Raw genomic sequence first — 17,491 nt, 5'->3', positions numbered from 1 at the left:
GGCGGGCGGCGCCGCTTCCCTCCTCCATCCCGAGGGGGCGCGACGCTCACGCCACGCGGATGTGGGTCGCCACCCGCGGCGGCTCCTCGGCGCCCGTCTCCGCTTCGAGGATGCGCATGTCGAGCCGGCCCTCGTCGTCGCGGAACACGTCGTAGACGACCCGGTCGACCACGGCGTTGCCGTCGCCGAAGATCAGCACGCGCGGCTTGTGGGCGATCACGTCGTCGACGCCGCCGTAGCTCGCCGAGGCGATGATGACCTCGTCGCCGACCTGGCAGGTGCGGGCGGCGGCGCCGTTCAGGACGCAGCAGCGCGAGCCGGCGGGGCCGTACAGCACGTAGGTGCTGATCCGCGCGCCCGACATCTTGTTCCAGATCTCGACGAATTCGAGCGGGTCGAGCCCCGCCTCGCGGCAGAGGTCGGCATCGAGCGTGATCGAGCCGTGATAGTTCAGGTCGGCGCCCGTCACGCGGATGCCGTGCAGCTTGGCCCGAACGAAGCTCTGCATCATGCTCCCCCGAGCCGGGCGACGTCGGCCCGGCGATGCGCGGCCGCACCTCCGAGTCGGGGCGGTCGCGTCGCGCTTCCTACGGCGGCGCATGCCTGCGTGGCAATCGGCCGGTCGGGACGCTCCCCTGCCCCCCGCGCTACCCCTTGTGCCGCAGCCGGCTCGCGAAGAAGCCGTCGAGGCCGCCGCGCCGGCTGTCCGAGCCTTCGAGGTCGGCCGGGAGCGTGCGCAGGTCGCCGTCGGCGTTGATCACGCCGTCGAGGCCGCCGACCTCGTCCGCCCGCACCGGCACCCGCTCGAACGCGCCGTTGCGCTTCAGGAAGGCTGCGACCTGGCGCTCGCCCTCCTCCTGCTCCAGCGAGCAGGTGCAGTAGACGAGGCGCCCGCCCGGCCGCACCAGGGTCGCGGCCTTGTCGAGCAGGCGCGCCTGGAGGAGGTGCAGGCGGATCAGGTCGGATTCGGTCTTGGTCCAGGCGACGTCCGGATGGCGGCGGATCGTGCCGGTGGCCGAGCACGGCGCGTCGAGCAGCACCGCGTCGAACGGCTTTGGGGGCTCGTAGGCGAGCGCGTCGCCGACGACCACCTCGGCGGTCAGCCCGAGGCGGGCGAGGTTCTCGGACAAGCGCTCCAGGCGCGGGGCCGAACGGTCCAGCGCGGTCACCAGGGCGCCCCGGTTCGCGAGCTGCGCGGTCTTGCCGCCCGGCGCGGCGCAGAGATCGGCGATGCGCTCGCCGGGCTGCGCGCCGAGGAGCCGCGCGGGGATCGCGGCGGCGGCATCCTGCACCCACCACGCGCCATCGGCGAAGCCGGGAAGCTCGGAGACCGGCACCCGCAGGTCGCCGAGCCGGAGCGAGCCGGTGGGCAGCGCCGCCGCGCCGAGGCGCTCGGCCCAGTCGCCGGCCTCGCCCTTCAGGGTCAGGTCGATCGCGGCGCCGGCCAGGTGCGCGCGGGCGATGGCGGCGGCTTTCTCCGGCCCGTAGGCCTCGCGCCAGCGCGCGGCCAGCCAATCCGGGGTGTTGGCCTCGAGCGGGTCGTCGCATTCGGCCAGGATCGCCTCGCGCTCGCGCACGACCCGGCGCAGCACCGCGTTGACGAGGCCGGCGAGATGCCGCGCCTGCGGATCGGCCTTGGCCAGGCGCACCGCGAGGTCGACCGCGGCATGGTCGGGAACGGCGAGGTCGAGGATCTGGGCGGCGCCGGTGGCGAGCAGCGCGACGAGGCGCGGCTTGTCCTCGGGCAGGCCCTGCTCCATCCGCGCGGCGAGCGCGCGCCGGAGGAAGCCGAGGCGGCGGAAGGTGACCGTGGCGATGGCCCGCGCCAGACCGGCATCGCCGGCGTCGAGCCCCGCGACGCGGGACGCCTGGGCCAGCGCATCCTCCAGGGCGAGGGCGCGGTTCTTGCCCAGCAGGTCGGCGATGACGGCGTGCGCCACCCGGCGCGCGGCGAGGCCGGCGACGTCCGCCTCGACCGCCTCCGGTGCGGATTTCGGCGGCGATTTCGGCCCCGGGCGCGGACCCTTGGTCGCGCCCGCCGCCCGCGCCGGCCCGGACGCGTTGCGCCCTCTGCCCATGGATGCCACTTCTCGAAAGACCCTTCGTGCCGGCATGCTGCCGCCGGACCCCGATGCCCTCCCACTTGAGCGAGTCCGATGCAAGGTGAAACCAGCCGCAACGGGACCGACGAAGCCCGGACCGAACACGTCGAGGACGGCGGCGGGACCGCCCCCCGTCCTCTCACCCCGGCGGCCGCGCGCGCCCTGGCGGAGGCGGCCGAGCGCCGCAGGGCGATCGACGCGCGGGCCGCCGCGGTCTCGGCCGCCCCCGAGCGCCTCGGGCGCGGCGGCCTGGAGCCGGTCCGCTACGACGACTGGGAGGTGAAGGGGCTCGCCGTCGACTTCTGACGTCGCGCCTCGCCGGCCGGAACGACCGTGCCGGCCCGCTGTTGGGCTCGCGAAGCACATGGCGCGACGAGGGACCCGATGACGACCAAGGTATCGAGCAAGGATGCGCCGAGCGGCGCCGGCGGCGAGATCGCGCTCGCGAAGGGCGCGCTGGTCGCCATGCGGATGTGGCGCGACGAGCCGCCGACCGACGACAAGCCGAGCACCACCTCGGAGCACGAGACCGTGGGCTACGTGATCTCCGGCCGGGCCAAGCTGGTGCTCGAGGACCGGACGGTCGCGCTGGAGCCCGGCGATTCCTACTGCGTGCCGGCCGGCATCGCGCACACCTACCACATCCTGGAGACCTTCACGGCGATCGAGGCGACGGCCCCGCCCGCCGCCTGATCCCGCCGGGCTCCGGGGCGTTCAGCGCGTCACGTAGACCGGGGTGCCGACCGAGACGCGGTCGTAGAGGTCAACCACGTCCTGGTTGTACATCCGGATGCAGCCGTAGGAGGCCCAGGTGCCGACCGAGCTCGGGCGGTTGGTGCCGTGGATGGCGTATTCGCCGCCCGACAGCGTCATCGCGGCGGCGCCCATCGGGTTGTGCGGCGAGCCGCCGGCGATCAGGTTCGGCAGGCGCGGGTTGTCGCGCTTGACCTCGCTCGGCGGCGACCATGCCGGCTGCACGTATTTGCCGTCGATCGCCTTGGTGCCGAACCACTGCTTGCCCGGCTTGCCGACCGCGACGGGGTAGCGGATCGCGGTTCCGTCGCCGTTCACGAGGTAGAGCCGGCGCTGCGAGACGCTGATCACCACCGAGCCCGGCATCACCCCGTCCGAGAACGGCACCACCTCGCGTGCCAGGGCCGGCGCCCCCGCGACGAGGCCGGCCAGCAGCGCGCCGCCGAGGCTCGTGGACACGTACTTCCTGACCGACATCTTGGGATCTTCCTGCAAAGCGTGACCGTTCGCTGCAGCAATAATCCACGGCCAAGCTCGGCGTTCCAGCTCATCCTGCGACGACTGCGGGCTTGCTCACCGTCTTCGGGGAAGACGGTAAAAAGCGCCGGGCTTCATCGTGATAAAGGCGATCGTCCGTCGAAAGACCTGCTTTACCGCTCGATCAGATCCAGCGCCGTCGCGTCCTGGGATTGCCAGCCGTGGCGGACGAGCTCGGGGTCGGCATGCTCCTCGACGGGCCAGCCGACGCAGAGGTAGGCGACGAGGTACCAGCTGCCCGGCACGTCCAGCAGCGCCGCGATGCGGGCCGGCTCGAGGATCGAGACCCATCCGGTGCCGAGGCCGCGGGCGCGGGCGGCGAGCCAGAAGGTCTGCACGGCGCCGACCACGGAGTAGCGCAGCATCTCCGGCATGGTCGCGCGACCGAGGCCGTGGCCCGCCTCGGTCGCCTCGTCGCAGAAGACCGCCAGGTGCACCGGCGCCTCGCGCAGGCCCGCGAGCTTCAGGGCGCGATACTGCGCCTGGCGGGCGTCGGCGTAGCGCAGGGCCGCATCGGCGTTGCAGCGCTCGAAGCTCGCGACCACGCCGGCGCGGCGCTCGGGGTCGGCGACGCGCACGAAGCGCCACGGCTGGCTGTTGCCGACGGAGGGGCTGCGATGGGCCGCCGCCAGGCTCTGGCGGAGCAGGGCCTCGTCCACCGGGTCGGGCCGGAAGCGGCGCACGTCGCGGCGCCACGCGAACAGGTCGTCGAGCGCCTGCCGGAAGTCGTCGTCGAAGCGGGGCGGGCAGGGGTCGGTCATGGTCGGTCCGCCTCATAGCGGGTTTTGCGCCTTCCCGCTGCCCGTGGGCCCCGGGGAGATCGAACGGGCCGGGCGGGCACAAAAAAAGGCCGCCCTCGCGGGCGGCCTGAAGTCCTTGGGTCTCGAAACCTCTGGGATGTCGCGTCGTGGGATCCGGTGACGCCCGAGGGCTGGGGAGCTCGGGATTCGGGCGTCGACGGGCACGACCCGACGAGGGTTCGGCCTTCGTTGTCGCGCCGCAACGCGGCTCGGGAAAGGCGTGATCGGGGCGAAAGCGCGGCATTTGTTTCTTGGGCGTGTCCCGTCCGCAACGAATCGGATCGCCGCCGCGGGACTCTTGCGGGCCGGCCACCCGAGGCCCATCCTCAGCGGCTGACGGCAAGACGACGGCGGCAGGCCGACGGCGGAGGAACGATGACCGAGCGGACGAGCGGCGAGATCCGGACAGACGATTCGACGGCCCGCGTGGTCCCCTTCCCGAGCCCATCCACCGCCCCGCAGATCGCGTTCGATCGGCACGAGCTGCGCACGATCTTCAACCTCTACGGCCGCCGAGTCGCGGAGGGGGAGTGGCGCGACTACGCCCTCGACTTCCGCCGCGACAAGGCGGTGTTCTCGATCTACCGCCGCACCTCCGAGATGCCGCTCTACCGGATCGAGAAGGACCCGAAGCTCGCGCGCCGCCAGGGCGCCTACGCCGTGGTCGCCGCGACCGGCGTGGTGCTCAAGCGCGGCACCGACCTCGCCCGCGTGCTCGCGGTGCTGGAGAAGCCCCTGCGGGCCGTGTGAAGCGTTCGGATTTTTGCGCGGCGATCCTTCGTCCGGTGCCGTCTTGGCCGATGGTACGCTCGCTGCGCGCCCGGATCGCGGCGCGGGGGGCCCTTCCCCCGAGCAGGCGATCGGCCTCGCACATCTTCAGATTCCTTTTCCGGACCCTCCCCGTCATCCCCGGGCTGCGCAGGGCGGACATTGCCCGCTGGGGGAAGTGGCGCGGCGTAAGCGTAGCTCCCCCGGAACGAAGAAGGCCCCGGCGTTTCCGCCGGGGCCTTCTTCGTTCGTCCGGTCCGTCTTCGCTCAGCGGCGGTCGCCGAGGAGCGAGAGCAGGAACTGGAACATGTTGATGAAGTCGAGGTACAGCGTCAGCGCGCCGTTGACCGACATCTTGGCCGCCGCTTCGCCGTCGAAGCCGCTGGAGAGATACATCTCCTTCAGCTTCTGGGTGTCGTAGGCGGTGAGCCCCGCGAAGATCAGCACGCCGAGCACCGAGACGGCGAACTGCAGCGCCGACGAGGCCAGGAAGATGTTGACGATCGAGGCGATGATGATGCCGATCAGGCCCATCATCAGGAACGAGCCCATCCCCGAAAGGCTGCGCTTGGTGGTGTAGCCGTAGAGGCTCAGCGCGCCGAAGGTCGCCGAGGTGATGAAGAACACCCGCACCACGCTGGCGCCGGTGAACACCAGCAGCAGCGTCGACATCGAGGCGCCCATCACCGCCGCGAAGGCGAAGAACATCGTCCGCGCCGACGAGGCCGACATCCGGTCCATCCGCATCGAGAAGACCAGGATGAAGGCGAGCGGGGCGAACATCAGAACCCACTTGAGCGGGCTGTTGTAGAGCGTCTGGCCGAACGGGGTCAGGGCGAGGCGGCCGGTCGCAGTCGCGGTGGTGGCAGCCATGTTGAGGCCGAGCGCGACGAGGCCGGAGATGCCGAGCCCGACGACCATGTTGTTGTAGACGCCGAGCATGAAGGTCCGCAGGCCCTGGTCGAACGCGACCTGGGTGCCGGCCTGCGACGGCGCCTGGGCGCCGTAGCGGAAGGGAGAGTTGTCGAATGCCATGGGAGTGACCTCGGAAGGCTCGCTCGTGCGTGGTGTTTGAGACGAGGCCCACGCAGGGGACCTCTGGCGCCATCGAGCGCCTCGTGTCGGAATATGTTGCTTTCGGCCGTCCCGCACAAGAGCCCGGCAGAGCTTGAAAAAGCGCTTTCGATGAATCCCCGCGGGTGAAATTTGTTCACGAAGTCTGGGATTAAAGTTCGCTGCTACTTCGCCGACGGCTCCCGATGCCGTCGTTCACGATCGCGGCAAGCTCACACGGGGGATACGCAAGGGTCACGCCTGCCGCAGGTACGGTGCCGGCTTCTGGCCGAGGATGCGCCAAGTCCCGGCGAGCCCCAGCACCACGGCGAGCACCACCGCGGCCGCGGCCGCCGCCAGCGCCCCCGACAGGTCGAGGACGAAGTCGAGGCGCATCACCCGGGTGACGATCACCCAGCCGGCGAGCGTGCCGGCGAGCAGCCCGAACAGGGCGGTGACGAGGCCGAGCGCCCCGTATTCGAGGCCGTAGGCGGCCAGCAGCCGTCCGCGGGTCGCGCCGAGCACCTTCAGCACCACGGCGTCGTAGAGGCGCGCCCGGTGCCCCGCGGCGATGGCGCCGGCCAGCACGAACAGGCTCGCCAGCACCGCCACCGCGCTCGCGCCGCGGATCGCCAGCACCAGCCGGCCGACGAGGTCGCCGACGGCATCGAGGGCGTCCTTCACCCGCACGCTGGTGACGGAGGGGAACGCCTTGGCGACGTCGCGCAGGATCCGGTTCTCGACCGCGCCGTCGGTGCCCCCGGGCAGGGTGAGCGTCGCCAGGTCCGAGTGCGGCGCGCCGCGGAAGGTGCCGGGGGAGAACACCATCACGAAGTTGATGCCGAGGTTGCGCCACTCGACCTTGCGCAGGTTGGCGATGGTGGCGGTGAGGTTCCGCCCGAGCACGTTGACGGTGACGCGGCTGCCGACCTTGAGGCCGAGGTTTTTCGCGAGATCCGCCTCGAACGAGACCAGCGGCGTCCTGGCTTGCTCCGCGTTCCACCACGTGCCTGCGGTGAGCGTCGAGCCCTCGGGCACGTCCTCGGCGTAGGTGATGCCCCGGTCGCCGTCGAGCACCCAGGCGGCGTCCTCCGGCGGGCGGATCTTCTCGGCCGGGACGTCGTCCAGCGCCACGATGCGGCCGCGCATCATCGGCACCCGCTCGATCTTGGCGCTGGGCGCCTGGCGCGCGAGGAAGTCGTGGAAGGCGCCCGAATCGGCGGCCGGGATGTCCAGGAAGAACAGGTTCGGCGCGCGCGCCGGAAGGGTCGCCGATATGGTGCGGCGCACGTTCACGTCGATCAGGCTCAGGGTCACCAGCAGGGTCACGCCGAGGCCGAGGGAGAGGACGATGGCCGGCGTCAGGGCGCCGGGGCGGTGGAGGTTGGCCAAGGCCATCCGCGGCGCGGCCCGCCGCGGATGCGGCAGCCGGCGGGCGAGCGCCATCACGCCGACCGCGACCAGCCGCAGCAGGCCGAAGGCGAGGCCGGCGGCGGCGATGAAGATCAGCGCCACGCGCCGGTCGAAGGCGGTGCCGACGGCGAGCCCCACCAGGGCGGCGAGCGCCAGCGCCAGGATCGCCCGGTAGCGCGGGCGGATGCCGCTGGCTGCCGGGTCGACGGCGTCGCGAAACAGCCCCGAGACCGGGACGTCGTGGGCGCGCCCCAGGGGCGTGATCGCGAAGGCCAGGGCCGTGAGGAGCCCGTAGGCCGCCGCCTGGAGCAGCTCGAGGGGCGCCAGCGTCGGGTTCAGCGGCAGGGGCAGGCTGTCCCGGAACAGCGCGTCGAGGGCGAAGGGCAGCGCGGCGCCCACAGTGAGCCCGATCGCCGTGCCGAGCCCGGCGATCAGCATCACCTGCGTCAGGTACAGGGCGACGACCTTCGAGCCCGGCGCACCGACGCTCTTCAGGGTCGCGATCGAGGGGCGCTTGCGCTCGACGAAGGCGTTGACGGCGTTGGCGACGCCGACCCCGCCGACGATCAGCGCGGTGAGGCCGACTAGCGTCAGGAACTGGGTGAAGCGCTCGATGCTCTTGGAGAACCGCGGGTCGGCGTTGGTGCGCGCCCGCATCTCCCAGCCGGCCTGCGGAGCGGCCGCCGCGATCCGGGCGGCGGCGGCGTCGAGGCCCGCATCGTCGGCGCCGGGCAGCAGCAGCCGGTAGCTCCAGCGGTTGAGGCTTCCCGGCTGGACCAGGCCGGTGCGGCGCAGCGCACCCTGCGACACGATCAGCCGCGGCCCGAAGCCGATGCCGCCGGCGATCTTGTCGGGCTCCGAGACGAGGGTCGCGCGGATGGCGAAGGGCCGGCCGGCGAGCGTGATCCGGTCGCCGACCTTGAGGTCGAGGCGGGTCAGAAGCGCGGGGTCGGCGAGCGCGCCGTCGATCCCGTCACGCTCGGCCAGCAGGTCGGCGAGGGGCGCCTGCGGCTCGGTGACGAGCTCTCCGGCGGTCGGGTAGCCGGCATCGACCGCCTTCAGCTCGACCAGCGCCGCGCCCTCGCCCGCCACCGCCATGGCGCGGAGCGAGGCGACCACGTCGACACGCCCCTGCGCGTCGAGCACCGCGCGCTCCGGCTCCGTCGCCTCGCGGTTGATCAGGCTGTAGCTGAGGTCGCCGCCGAGGATGCGCTTGCCCTCGCGGCCGAGCCCGTCCGACAGCGAGCGCGAGATCGAGGCGACCCCGGCGATCGCCGCGACGCCGAGCGCGATGCAGGCGAGGAACACGGCGAAGCCGCGCAAGCCCCCGCGGAGCTCGCGCAGCGCGAGGCGCAGGGTCAGCGGCAGGCGCGAGGCGGGCGTCGGCCGGGGTTGGGAGAGGGTGCCGTGCATCAGGCCGCCACCGGCTCCTCGATCCGCCCCGAGCGCAGGCGCACCGTACGATCGCAGAGGCGGGCGAGCCCCGGATCGTGGGTGACGAGGACGAGCGTCGCGCCGCGGTCGCGCTTCAGCGCGAACAGCAGGTCGACGATCTGGCGGCCGGTCGCCTCGTCGAGATTGCCCGTCGGCTCGTCGGCGACCAGGATCGCCGGGTCCGGTGCCACGGCGCGGGCGATGGCGACGCGCTGCTGCTCGCCGCCCGAGAGCTGAGCCGGGTAGTGGTGCAGCCGGTGGCCGAGGCCGACGGCTTCGAGCTCCCGCCGGGCGCGGGCATGGGCATCCGGCTTGTCGGCCAGCTCCAGCGGCAGGGCGACGTTCTCCAGGGCGGTCATCGTCGGGACGAGGTGGAAGGCCTGGAACACGATGCCGATCCGCCGGCCGCGGAAGCGTGCGAGCGCGTCCTCGTCGAGGGCGCCCAGGTCGGTGTCCTCGATCCGGATCGCGCCGGCATCGGGCCGCTCGAGGCCCGCCATCACCATCAGCAGGGTCGACTTGCCGGAGCCCGACGGCCCGACGAGGCCGACCGCCTCGCCGCGGCCGACGTCGAGCGAGATGCCGCGCAGTACGTGGACGCGGGCGGCCCCCCGCCCGAGGCTGAGGTCGATGCCAGAGAGAGCGATGGCTGGCGTCCCGGACGCGGACATGGCAGGCGAGGTCTTGCCGGGAGAGGGGTTGTCGGCGGTCACGGTCGAGCCGATCTGTGGCGGATGGCGAACATGCGGGACGGAGATCACGGTTGGCGGACGAACGTTCGGTGCGCTCCGGCACGACCCGTGCCGGGCGATGCGCGCGGGCTCGATATGGCGAGCGCGACGGAGCCACGCCATGATGGCCGGCGCAGGGCGGCGCTGATGGCGCTCTTTGCCGCAGCGGGGCTGGTCCTGTCGATGGCGGGCCTCGCGCCGGCCAAGGCGGATCCGAAGCCCGAATCGAAGCCGATCCGGCTCGTCGCGCTCGGCGACAGCCTCACCGCGGGCTACCGCCTTCCGGCGGGCTCCGCCTTCCCGGCGGTGCTGGAGCGGGCGCTCGCTGCGAAAGGCCGGACGGTGACGGTCGCCAATGCCGGCGTCTCGGGCGAGACCGCCACCAACGGCCTCGACCGGGTCGACTGGTCGGTGCCCGACGGCACCGACGGGGTGATCCTGGAGCTCGGCGCCAACGACATGCTGCGCGGCACCGACCCCGCCGTGACGCGGAAGGCGCTGGAGGCGATCGTGACGCGGCTGAAGGCGCGCGGCATCCCGGTGCTGCTCGCCGGCATGCGGGCCTCGACCAACCTCGGGCCCGACTACGTCGCGCGCTTCGACGCGATCTACCCGGATCTCGCCCGGACCTACGACCTCGTGCTGTACCCGTTCTTCATGGCCGGAATGGTCGGCGACCGCGCCTACACCCTCGACGACGGGCTCCACCCGAACGCCAAGGGCGTCGACGTGATCGTGGCCGGCATCCTGCCCTCGGTCGAGACCTTCCTCGGGCGGCTCCCGGCCGGGGCTCGTTAGCGATGCCGCGCCTGTTCACGGCGCTCGGCCTCCCGCCGGAGATCGCCGCCGGGCTGGCGCCGTTCCGCGGCGGCCTGCAGGGCGCACGCTGGATCGAGCCGTCGGATCACCACGTCACCCTGCGCTTCCTCGGCGACGTGCCGGTCGCGCTTGCCGAGGACGCGGTCGAGGCGCTGTCGGAGATGCGGGCGCGGCCGGCGCTCGAGGTGGTGCTGGACGGCCTCTCGGTGTTCGGCGGCGACAAGCCGCGCGCGCTGCTCGCCAGCGTCGCCGCCACCCCCGACCTGATGGACCTCCAGGCCGAGCAGGAGCGCCTGATCCGCCGGGCGGGCGCCGAGCCGGAACGGCGCAGGTTCGTGCCGCACGTGACGCTGGCGCGCCTGCGCCGCGAGGCCACGCCCGAGGCGGTGGCGATGTACCTGTCGCAGGCGCCGATCTTCACGCCGCTGCGCTTTTCCGCGACGCAGGTGGTTCTGTACTCGGCGCGCGACTCGACCGGGGGCGGGCCCTACGTCGCGGAGGCGGCGTTTCCGTTCGCCTGAGCGGGGTCCTACAACCGCCGCAGCGCGACGCTCTCGATGCGGTGGCTCGCGCCCTTGGCCAGGATCAGGCTGGCGCGCTGGCGGGTCGGCAGGATGTTGTCGCGCAGGTTCGGCAGGTTGATCGTCGTCCACAGCCGGTCGGCGATGGCGAGCGCTTCCGATTCGGGCACCTCGGCGTACTTGCGGAAGTACGAGCGGGGGTCGCGGAACGCGGTCTGCCGCAGGCGCATGAAGCGCATCACGTACCAGCGGTGCAGGTCGTCCTCGTGCCCGTCGAGGTAGATCGAGAAGTCGAAGAAGTCGGAGACGAACGGGATCGCGGTGCCGTCGCGCGGCAGGCGGGCCGGCTGCAGCACGTTCAGGCCCTCGACGATCAGGATGTCGGGGCTCTCGACCACCCGCTCCTCGCCGTCCACCCGGTCGTAGACGAGGTGCGAGTAGAGGGGAGCGGTGACGCGCTTCCGGCCCGATTTCACGTCGTGCAGGAACTGCAGCAGGGCGGCGGTGTCGTAGCTCTCGGGAAATCCCTTCCGGTCCATGATGCCCTGCGCGGAGAGCGCGGCGTTCGGCAGCAGGAACCCGTCGGTGGTGACGAGGTCGACCTTCGGGGTGTTCGGCCAGCGCGCGAGCAGCGCGGCGAGCACGCGGGCCGTGGTCGACTTGCCCACCGCCACCGATCCGGCGAGCCCGATGATGTAGGGCGCCTTGGTCTCGCGCTCGGCCATCAGGAAGCGCTGGGTCGCCTTGAACAGGCCCTGGCTCGCCGCGACGTAGAGCGCGAGCAGCCGCGACAGCGGCAGGTAGATCGCGACCACCTCCTCCACCGAGATCGGGTCGTTCAGCGATTGCAGGCGCTCGATGTCCTCCTGCGTCAGCGTCAGCGGCGTGTCGGCGCGCAGCTGCGCCCAGGATTCGCGGCTGAACAGGCGGTAGGGCGACAGCCGCTCCGACCCGTCGCCGGTGACCGGGTTCTGCCCCGTCACCGGGGTCTGGCCGGCGGCGAGCGCGGCCGCCTTCATGCCGGCGGCCTCGACGCCTTCTCGGCGATGCCGCTCTGCGCCGTGCGGCGCTCCAGCTCCGCCATCACCGCGGAGAGCTCGACGCCGCCGGCGCGCAGCAGCACCACGAGGTGGTAGAGCACGTCCGCCGCCTCGTTGGTCAGCCCGGTCTTGTCGCCCTGCACCGCGGCGATGGCGGCCTCCACCGCCTCCTCGCCGAGCTTCTTGGCGGCCTTGGCCGGGCCGCCCGCGAGCAGCTTGGCCGTGTACGATTGGTCGGGCGCGGTGCCGGCGCGGCTCGCCACCAGGCGGGCGAGGTCGTCGAGGGTATAGGCGGACATAGAGGACCCGTGCGGCAGGGTTCGGAAACGACGATGCCGTCGCCGGAACCTGCGTCAACGGCGGGCGCCGGGCAAGCCGGGAGCCGGCACAGCAGCGCCTCGCCACCCGCATTTGCGCGACGGGCGGGTGGAATTGTCGGAAAAATGGTGCCGGATCCGGCCGCGGCCCCCGGCGTCTTCCCGATCTCGGGTCAGGCGTCCAGCCGCATCGCGAGGCCGGCCGCCGCCATGTGCGCCTTGGCCTCGGCGACGCTGGCTTCCCCGAAATGGAAGATCGAGGCCGCGAGCACCGCGCTGGCATGGCCTTCGGCGACGCCGGCCACGAGGTCGTCGAGCCCGCCGACGCCGCCCGAGGCGATCACCGGCACGGTCACCGCGTCGGCGACGGCGCGGATCAGCGCGAGGTCGTAGCCCGAGCGCGTCCCGTCCCGGTCCATGGAGGTGACGAGCAATTCGCCCGCTCCCTTGGCCGCCACCGTGCGGGCGAAGGCGATCGCGTCGAGGCCGGTGGGGGTGCGGCCGCCATGGGTGAAGATCTGCCACGCGTCCGGCTCGCCCGGCGCGGAGGTGCGCTTGGCGTCGATCGCCACCACGACGCATTGCGCGCCGAACTTCTCGGCGGCCCGCGCGACGAGGTCGGGATCGTTCACAGCCGCGGTGTTGATCGCGACCTTGTCGGCGCCGGCGAGCAGCAGCGCGCGCACGTCCGCCACCGCGCGCACGCCGCCGCCGACGGTGAGCGGCATGAAGCAGGCCTCCGCCGTGCGGCTCACCACGTCGAGCAGGGTGCCGCGCGCCTCGTGGCTCGCGGTGATGTCGAGGAAGCAGAGCTCGTCGGCCCCGGCCGCGTCGTAGGCCTTGGCCGCCTCGACCGGATCGCCCGCGTCGCGCAGCTCGAGGAACTTCACGCCCTTGACGACGCGGCCGTCCTTGACGTCGAGGCAGGGAATGATGCGGGTCTTGAGCACGCTGGGAGCCTTCAGGCGGTCGTGTCGTCGGGGTCGATCGCGAAGGGACGCGTGAGCATCTCGTCGTGGGTGTAGGGGCAGGTCTCGGGAAAGGTCTTCAGCGGAAGGCCGGTCTCGTCAGCCGCTTCGAGACGGGCGCGGCGGTAGGCGCGTTCCATCGCTTCCACCCGACGGCTCTTCAGGCCGGGACTGTCCGCCAGCTCGTCGGCCGCAGCCACCCGATGCGTCGCGATCGAGATCACCCAGCTTCGCGTCCGTCGCGATGGCTGGTGATCCCACTTGAGCATATGCAGCAGGACGATGCGCCACGCGCCGACGAGGCTGCTGAACTGGCTGCGACCCAAGCTCTCGATCTCCTCGGCGAGGTTCTCCCGATCGAGGCCGGTCAGGTCGCCCGCCCGGAGGCGTGCCCCCTGCTCCTGCGTCCAGGCGTAGAAGTCGTCCGCGTAGGCCGTCCCGGTCTCGGCCGGTCGCGCCGCCTTCGCCGAAGCCGTCATCGCCGCCTCCCGGCAAACCCTTGACCGGGCGAGCCTATCACGAAGCGCCGCCTCCGCGCGCCGCCCTGATCGCGAACAGCGCCGCGCGCGGGTCGATGCGGCCGTCGTAGAGGGCGCGCCCCGTGATCGCACCGGCCAGCATCGCGCAGTCGGGCTCGAGCAGGCGGTGCACGTCCTCGATCGAGGCGAGGCCGCCCGACGCGATCACCGGGATGCTCACGGCTTCGGCGAGCGCCACCGTCATCTCGATGTTGAGGCCCTTCAGGATGCCGTCGCGGGCGATGTCGGTGTAGATGATCGCCGAGACGCCGGCATCCTCGAACCGGCGGCCGAGGTCCTCGGCGGTCATGCTCGAGGTCTCGGCCCAGCCCGCCACCGCGACGCGCCCGTCCTTGGCGTCGATGCCCACCGCGATCCTGCCGGGATGGCGCCGCGCCGCCTCGTGGACGAAGGCCGGGTCGCGCACGGCCGCCGTGCCGATGATCACCCGTGCGACGCCCTTCTCAAGCCAGCCCTCCAGCGTGCGCATCTCGCGGATGCCGCCCCCGAGCTGCACCGGGATGTCGACCTGGGCGAGGATCGCGTCGACGGCGGCCGCGTTCATCGGCGCCCCGGCGAAGGCACCGTCGAGGTCGACCACGTGGAGCCAGGAGAAGCCCTGCTCGGCGAAGGCCCGGGCCTGCGCCGCCGGGTCGTCGTTGAACACCACGGCCTGGGCCATGTCGCCCTGCACGAGGCGGACGCAGTGCCCTTCCTTGAGATCGATGGCCGGATACAGGATCACGCGGACGCTCGTTTCTTCTGGTCGTTCGAAGGAAGGCGCGGCGGTTACGGCCGCCAGCGCAGAAAGTTCGCGAGCAGGGCCAGCCCGAGATGCTGGCTCTTCTCCGGGTGGAACTGGGTGCCGGCGAGGTTGTCGCGCGCCACCATCGCGGTGACGGGACCGCCGTAGGCCGCCTCGGCGACGACCTCGTCCGGGCGATCCGCCTTCAGGGCGAAGCTGTGCACGAAGTAGGCGTGCAGCCCGTCCGGCCCGGTGCGGATGCCGTCGAGCAGCGGATGGTCGCGGGACGGCGTCAGGGTGTTCCAGCCCATGTGCGGGATCTTGAGCGTGGGGTCGGACGGCCGGATCGGGCCGACGTCGCCGGAGATCCAGCCGAGGCCTTCCGTGGTCTCGTATTCGAGGCCGCGGGTAGCCATCAGCTGCATGCCGACGCAGATGCCGAGGAAGGGACGCCCCGACCCGATGGCGGCATCGGTCATCGCCGCCACGAGGCCGGGGACGGCGTCGAGCCCGCGGCGGCAATCGGCGTAGGCGCCGACCCCGGGGAGCACGATCCGGTCGGCGCACGCGACCGCGTCCGGATCGCCGGTGACGACGATGCGGGTCTCCGGCAGCCCGGCCTCGCGGGCCGCCCGCTCGAAGGCCTTGGCCGCCGAGTGCAGGTTGCCCGACCCGTAATCGATGATCGCGACGGTCTCGGCGCTCACGGTCGTTGTTCCTCGAAGACGCTCACCGGCCGCCCTGCGCGGGAAACAGGCCGATCACAGGCTCGGCCGCGCGGTTGCCCGCGAACGCGGTCGAGGCCCGGACGGTCGGCGCGGGGGCGGGGTCGAGCCAGCGCGTCATCGCCTTGGCTTCGGCCTCGTCGGCGTTGAAGGCCACCACCGCGTCGCGCGCCGGCCGGCCGTTGCGGGCGAGCGTCCAGCGCCGGAGCGAGGACGCCTCGAGCCCGATCAGCACCAGGACCAGCAGCGTGATCGCGGTGCCGGCGGCGGGCGACAGGCCGAGGCCGTAGCCGACGAGTGCGGTGGCGCCGAGCCCGGCCAGCACCAGCAGGGCTGCGAGCCAGAGGCGGTGATAGAGGAACCACAGCACCGAGAAGGCGAAGGCCGCCCACGAGAACCCGTCCGGCACCAGCTGCGCCCGGTCGAGGTCGTGCGCCTCGCCGGAGCGGGCCTCGTGCGGCAGATGGAGCGTGTAGCTGCGCATCCTCATGGCGACCCCTTCCCTTTCCTGTCGGCCGAACGCCGGAGGCGGCTGCGCGAGCCCGCCGCGACGGCCGTCCGCGATCCTCGCCTAGAGCGAACCCTTGGTCGAGGGAACGCGTCCCTCCTCGCGGGGATCGACCGCGACGGCCTTCCGCAAGGCGCGGGCCAGCCCCTTGAAGCAGCTCTCGGCGATGTGATGGGCGTTGTCGCCGTAGAGCGTCTCGACGTGGAGCGTGATGCCGGCGTTCATGGCGAAGGCCTGGAACCACTCGCGCACCAGCTCGGTGTCGAAGGCACCGATCTTCTCGACGCGGAAGGCGGTGCGGAACACCAGGAACGGCCTGCCCGAGATGTCGATCGCGACCCGGCTCAACGTCTCGTCCATCGGCATGTGGATGTCGGCGTAGCGGGCGATGCCGCGCTTGTCGCCGAGCGCCTTCGCGAAGGCCTGGCCGAGCGCGATGCCGCAATCCTCCACCGTGTGGTGCTGGTCGACGTGCAGGTCGCCGGTCACCCGCGCCTCGACGTCGAACAGGCCGTGCCGGGCGAACAGCTCGAGCATGTGGTCGAGGAAGCCGACCCCGGTGGCGATCCCGGCCTTGCCGGTGCCGTCGAGGTCGATCGAGACCGACACGTCGGTCTCCGCCGTCTTCCGGCTGATGCTGGCGCTGCGCATGGTCTTCGTGGGTGTTCGTTCGCCGGGCCGACGCGGCCGGCTTTCGTGCCTTCTAGTGCGGAAGCCGTCGCTGGGGGAAGGGCTCGGCTCAATCCTTGAGCACGCGCCCCGCCACCGCGTCGAGCTTGGCCAAGAGGTCCGGGTCGCGGTGGGACGGCGCCGTCATGATCGCGCCGTCGAGCGCCCGGTGCGAGCCGGCCGGGCAATCCTCGCGGGTCGCGGGCAGGTCGCGGGCGAGCCGCGCCACGAGGCGGGCGGCCTTGTCGGCGTTGGCCCGCGCCACCGCGACGACCGAGGCCACGTCGACCGCGTCGTGGCCCGGATGCCAGCAGTCGAAGTCTGTGACCATCGCGATGGTGGCGTAGGTGATCTCGGCCTCGCGGGCGAGCTTGGCCTCGGGCATGTTGGTCATGCCGATCACGTCGAACCCTTGCGCCTTGTAGCTCTTCGATTCGGCGAGCGAGGAGAATTGCGGCCCCTCCATGCAGACGTAGGTGCCGCCGCGATGCACGGCGATCCCCTCCGCCTCCGCCGCGTTCGCGATGCGCTTCTGCAGGTTCGGGCCGACCGGGTGGGCGAGCGAGACGTGGGCGACGCAGCCGTTGCCGAAGAACGAGGACGCGCGCCCCACCGTCCGGTCGACGAACTGGTCGACGAGCACGAACAGGCCCGGATGCAGCTCGTTGCGGAACGAGCCGCAGGCCGACAGCGCGACGAGGTCGGTGACGCCGGCCCGCTTCAGCGCGTCGATGTTGGCGCGGTAGTCGATGCCGGACGGGGAGAGGCGGTGCCCGCGGCCGTGGCGGGCCAGGAACACCACCTTGGTGTCCCCGATGCGCCCGATCCGCAGGGCGTCGGACGGCTCGCCCCAGGGCGACGCCACCCGCTCCTCGCGCACGTCCTCGAGCCCCGGCAGGTCGTAGACCCCCGACCCGCCCATCACACCGAGCACCGCTGCCGTCATGTCGATCGTCCGTTGTCGAAGGTGGCGCGTAGGAGCCGCTGCGGGGCTCCCTCTCCATGGGGAGAGGGGTGGGGTGAGGGGCGTGACCTCTCCGGACGGCGCACGCCCCTCATCCTGTCCTTCT

At 72.3% G+C, this 17,491-nt stretch carries 21 protein-coding genes; 5 read left to right on the top strand and 16 right to left on the bottom strand.

Annotated features, from left to right (window positions below; genetic code table 11):
- Positions 1-46: 46 nt before the first annotated feature.
- Together panD and MKK55_RS23265 are read right to left on the bottom strand one after the other, a co-directional pair.
- Positions 47-508, bottom strand: coding sequence for an aspartate 1-decarboxylase (panD, locus tag MKK55_RS23270; RefSeq protein ID WP_147729911.1), 462 nt, complete (start codon positions 506-508; stop codon positions 47-49).
- Between the two features lie 139 nt (positions 509-647).
- On the bottom strand, positions 648-2,078 hold the full coding sequence (locus MKK55_RS23265; protein WP_243937848.1) for an RsmB/NOP family class I SAM-dependent RNA methyltransferase: 1,431 nt from the start codon (positions 2,076-2,078) through the stop codon (positions 648-650).
- Between the two features lie 78 nt (positions 2,079-2,156).
- Between MKK55_RS23265 and MKK55_RS23260 the strand changes: the two genes are divergently transcribed.
- Positions 2,157-2,408, top strand: a complete 252-nt coding sequence (locus MKK55_RS23260; RefSeq protein ID WP_243937846.1) for a DUF1674 domain-containing protein — start codon at positions 2,157-2,159, stop codon at positions 2,406-2,408.
- 78 nt (positions 2,409-2,486) lie between these two features.
- Positions 2,487-2,795: a cupin domain-containing protein gene (locus MKK55_RS23255; protein ID WP_243937844.1), complete on the top strand. Its 309-nt coding sequence runs from the start codon at positions 2,487-2,489 to the stop codon at positions 2,793-2,795.
- A 21-nt stretch (positions 2,796-2,816) separates the two neighbouring features.
- On the opposite strand, the gene MKK55_RS23250 is transcribed toward MKK55_RS23255, so the two are convergent.
- Complete coding sequence (locus MKK55_RS23250; RefSeq protein WP_147844213.1) at positions 2,817-3,332, bottom strand: L,D-transpeptidase; 516 nt, start codon at positions 3,330-3,332, stop codon at positions 2,817-2,819.
- Positions 3,333-3,505: 173 nt separating this feature from the next.
- The gene (gene bluB / locus MKK55_RS23245; protein WP_243937842.1) at positions 3,506-4,153 is read right to left on the bottom strand and encodes a 5,6-dimethylbenzimidazole synthase; all 648 of its coding nucleotides are present in this window, start codon (positions 4,151-4,153) and stop codon (positions 3,506-3,508) included.
- A 414-nt stretch (positions 4,154-4,567) separates the two neighbouring features.
- Here bluB and MKK55_RS23240 point away from each other — a divergent pair, with 414 nt between their 5' ends.
- Complete coding sequence (locus MKK55_RS23240; RefSeq protein ID WP_147727234.1) at positions 4,568-4,942, top strand: DUF2794 domain-containing protein; 375 nt, start codon at positions 4,568-4,570, stop codon at positions 4,940-4,942.
- A 285-nt stretch (positions 4,943-5,227) separates the two neighbouring features.
- Here MKK55_RS23240 and MKK55_RS23235 read toward each other — a convergent pair whose 3' ends face one another.
- The 3 genes from MKK55_RS23235 to MKK55_RS23225 form a co-directional block, all read right to left on the bottom strand.
- Entirely contained in the window at positions 5,228-5,995 is a 768-nt protein-coding gene (locus MKK55_RS23235; RefSeq protein WP_147844215.1) for a Bax inhibitor-1/YccA family protein, read from the bottom strand.
- Between the two features lie 273 nt (positions 5,996-6,268).
- Positions 6,269-8,839 carry an ABC transporter permease gene (locus MKK55_RS23230; RefSeq protein ID WP_243937840.1) on the bottom strand — a complete coding sequence of 857 codons (2,571 nt, stop codon included), beginning with the start codon at positions 8,837-8,839 and terminating at the stop codon, positions 6,269-6,271.
- Positions 8,839-9,531, bottom strand: a complete 693-nt coding sequence (locus MKK55_RS23225; RefSeq protein WP_243937863.1) for an ABC transporter ATP-binding protein — start codon at positions 9,529-9,531, stop codon at positions 8,839-8,841. The genes MKK55_RS23230 and MKK55_RS23225 overlap by 1 nt, the downstream gene beginning before the upstream one ends.
- Before the next feature lie 207 nt (positions 9,532-9,738).
- On the opposite strand from MKK55_RS23225, the gene MKK55_RS23220 reads away from it, so the two are divergent.
- Both MKK55_RS23220 and thpR read left to right on the top strand, forming a co-directional pair.
- Positions 9,739-10,389, top strand: coding sequence for an arylesterase (locus MKK55_RS23220; protein ID WP_243935727.1), 651 nt, complete (start codon positions 9,739-9,741; stop codon positions 10,387-10,389).
- Between the two features lie 2 nt (positions 10,390-10,391).
- Complete coding sequence (thpR, locus tag MKK55_RS23215; protein WP_243937838.1) at positions 10,392-10,931, top strand: RNA 2',3'-cyclic phosphodiesterase; 540 nt, start codon at positions 10,392-10,394, stop codon at positions 10,929-10,931.
- An 8-nt stretch (positions 10,932-10,939) separates the two neighbouring features.
- Here the strand turns inward: thpR and coaA are convergent, their stop codons facing one another.
- The 9 genes from coaA to MKK55_RS23170 form a co-directional block, all read right to left on the bottom strand.
- On the bottom strand, positions 10,940-11,950 hold the full coding sequence (gene coaA / locus MKK55_RS23210) for a type I pantothenate kinase (RefSeq protein ID WP_243937835.1): 1,011 nt from the start codon (positions 11,948-11,950) through the stop codon (positions 10,940-10,942).
- Positions 11,947-12,270, bottom strand: a complete 324-nt coding sequence (locus tag MKK55_RS23205; protein ID WP_147725798.1) for a phosphoribosyl-ATP diphosphatase — start codon at positions 12,268-12,270, stop codon at positions 11,947-11,949. The genes coaA and MKK55_RS23205 overlap by 4 nt, the downstream gene beginning before the upstream one ends.
- 191 nt (positions 12,271-12,461) lie before the next feature.
- Positions 12,462-13,238, bottom strand: coding sequence for an imidazole glycerol phosphate synthase subunit HisF (hisF, locus tag MKK55_RS23200; protein WP_147725799.1), 777 nt, complete (start codon positions 13,236-13,238; stop codon positions 12,462-12,464).
- Between the two features lie 11 nt (positions 13,239-13,249).
- The gene (locus MKK55_RS23195; RefSeq protein WP_243935731.1) at positions 13,250-13,735 is read right to left on the bottom strand and encodes a DUF29 domain-containing protein; all 486 of its coding nucleotides are present in this window, start codon (positions 13,733-13,735) and stop codon (positions 13,250-13,252) included.
- Between the two features lie 37 nt (positions 13,736-13,772).
- Positions 13,773-14,519 carry a 1-(5-phosphoribosyl)-5-[(5-phosphoribosylamino)methylideneamino]imidazole-4-carboxamide isomerase gene (hisA, locus tag MKK55_RS23190; protein WP_147725801.1) on the bottom strand — a complete coding sequence of 249 codons (747 nt, stop codon included), beginning with the start codon at positions 14,517-14,519 and terminating at the stop codon, positions 13,773-13,775.
- A gap of 44 nt (positions 14,520-14,563) precedes the next feature.
- On the bottom strand, positions 14,564-15,226 hold the full coding sequence (gene hisH / locus MKK55_RS23185; RefSeq protein ID WP_243937833.1) for an imidazole glycerol phosphate synthase subunit HisH: 663 nt from the start codon (positions 15,224-15,226) through the stop codon (positions 14,564-14,566).
- Between the two features lie 22 nt (positions 15,227-15,248).
- Complete coding sequence (locus MKK55_RS23180; RefSeq protein ID WP_147725814.1) at positions 15,249-15,728, bottom strand: DUF2628 domain-containing protein; 480 nt, start codon at positions 15,726-15,728, stop codon at positions 15,249-15,251.
- An 87-nt stretch (positions 15,729-15,815) separates the two neighbouring features.
- Positions 15,816-16,403 (bottom strand): imidazoleglycerol-phosphate dehydratase HisB, encoded by a 588-nt coding sequence (gene hisB, locus MKK55_RS23175; protein WP_147842693.1) that lies wholly within the window; start codon positions 16,401-16,403, stop codon positions 15,816-15,818.
- A gap of 88 nt (positions 16,404-16,491) precedes the next feature.
- On the bottom strand, positions 16,492-17,367 hold the full coding sequence (locus MKK55_RS23170; RefSeq protein WP_147725804.1) for an S-methyl-5'-thioadenosine phosphorylase: 876 nt from the start codon (positions 17,365-17,367) through the stop codon (positions 16,492-16,494).
- Positions 17,368-17,491: the final 124 nt, after the last annotated feature.

This window comes from Methylobacterium sp. J-059, assembly GCF_022829485.1.
GTDB lineage: Bacteria > Pseudomonadota > Alphaproteobacteria > Rhizobiales > Beijerinckiaceae > Methylobacterium.
Note: the sequence above shows the minus strand (reverse complement) of the source record. Positions and strands in the feature narration are given on the sequence as shown.

Bases quoted from the DNA above. Each gene is read 5' to 3' on its own strand.
- MKK55_RS23255 (WP_243937844.1), top strand. From the start codon at position 2,487: ATGACGACCAAGGTATCGAGCAAGGATGCGCCGAGCGGCGCCGGCGGC.
- MKK55_RS23205 (WP_147725798.1), bottom strand. From the start codon at position 12,270: ATGTCCGCCTATACCCTCGACGACCTCGCCCGCCTGGTGGCGAGCCGC.
- MKK55_RS23265 (WP_243937848.1), bottom strand. From the start codon at position 2,078: ATGGGCAGAGGGCGCAACGCGTCCGGGCCGGCGCGGGCGGCGGGCGCG.
- panD (WP_147729911.1), bottom strand. From the start codon at position 508: ATGCAGAGCTTCGTTCGGGCCAAGCTGCACGGCATCCGCGTGACGGGC.
- MKK55_RS23180 (WP_147725814.1), bottom strand. From the start codon at position 15,728: ATGCGCAGCTACACGCTCCATCTGCCGCACGAGGCCCGCTCCGGCGAG.
- MKK55_RS23230 (WP_243937840.1), bottom strand. From the start codon at position 8,839: ATGCACGGCACCCTCTCCCAACCCCGGCCGACGCCCGCCTCGCGCCTG.
- MKK55_RS23235 (WP_147844215.1), bottom strand. From the start codon at position 5,995: ATGGCATTCGACAACTCTCCCTTCCGCTACGGCGCCCAGGCGCCGTCG.
- MKK55_RS23250 (WP_147844213.1), bottom strand. From the start codon at position 3,332: ATGTCGGTCAGGAAGTACGTGTCCACGAGCCTCGGCGGCGCGCTGCTG.
- MKK55_RS23260 (WP_243937846.1), top strand. From the start codon at position 2,157: ATGCAAGGTGAAACCAGCCGCAACGGGACCGACGAAGCCCGGACCGAA.
- MKK55_RS23220 (WP_243935727.1), top strand. From the start codon at position 9,739: ATGGCGCTCTTTGCCGCAGCGGGGCTGGTCCTGTCGATGGCGGGCCTC.
- MKK55_RS23195 (WP_243935731.1), bottom strand. From the start codon at position 13,735: ATGACGGCTTCGGCGAAGGCGGCGCGACCGGCCGAGACCGGGACGGCC.
- MKK55_RS23240 (WP_147727234.1), top strand. From the start codon at position 4,568: ATGACCGAGCGGACGAGCGGCGAGATCCGGACAGACGATTCGACGGCC.
- hisB (WP_147842693.1), bottom strand. From the start codon at position 16,403: ATGCGCAGCGCCAGCATCAGCCGGAAGACGGCGGAGACCGACGTGTCG.
- MKK55_RS23170 (WP_147725804.1), bottom strand. From the start codon at position 17,367: ATGACGGCAGCGGTGCTCGGTGTGATGGGCGGGTCGGGGGTCTACGAC.
- coaA (WP_243937835.1), bottom strand. From the start codon at position 11,950: ATGAAGGCGGCCGCGCTCGCCGCCGGCCAGACCCCGGTGACGGGGCAG.
- thpR (WP_243937838.1), top strand. From the start codon at position 10,392: ATGCCGCGCCTGTTCACGGCGCTCGGCCTCCCGCCGGAGATCGCCGCC.
- bluB (WP_243937842.1), bottom strand. From the start codon at position 4,153: ATGACCGACCCCTGCCCGCCCCGCTTCGACGACGACTTCCGGCAGGCG.
- MKK55_RS23225 (WP_243937863.1), bottom strand. From the start codon at position 9,531: ATGTCCGCGTCCGGGACGCCAGCCATCGCTCTCTCTGGCATCGACCTC.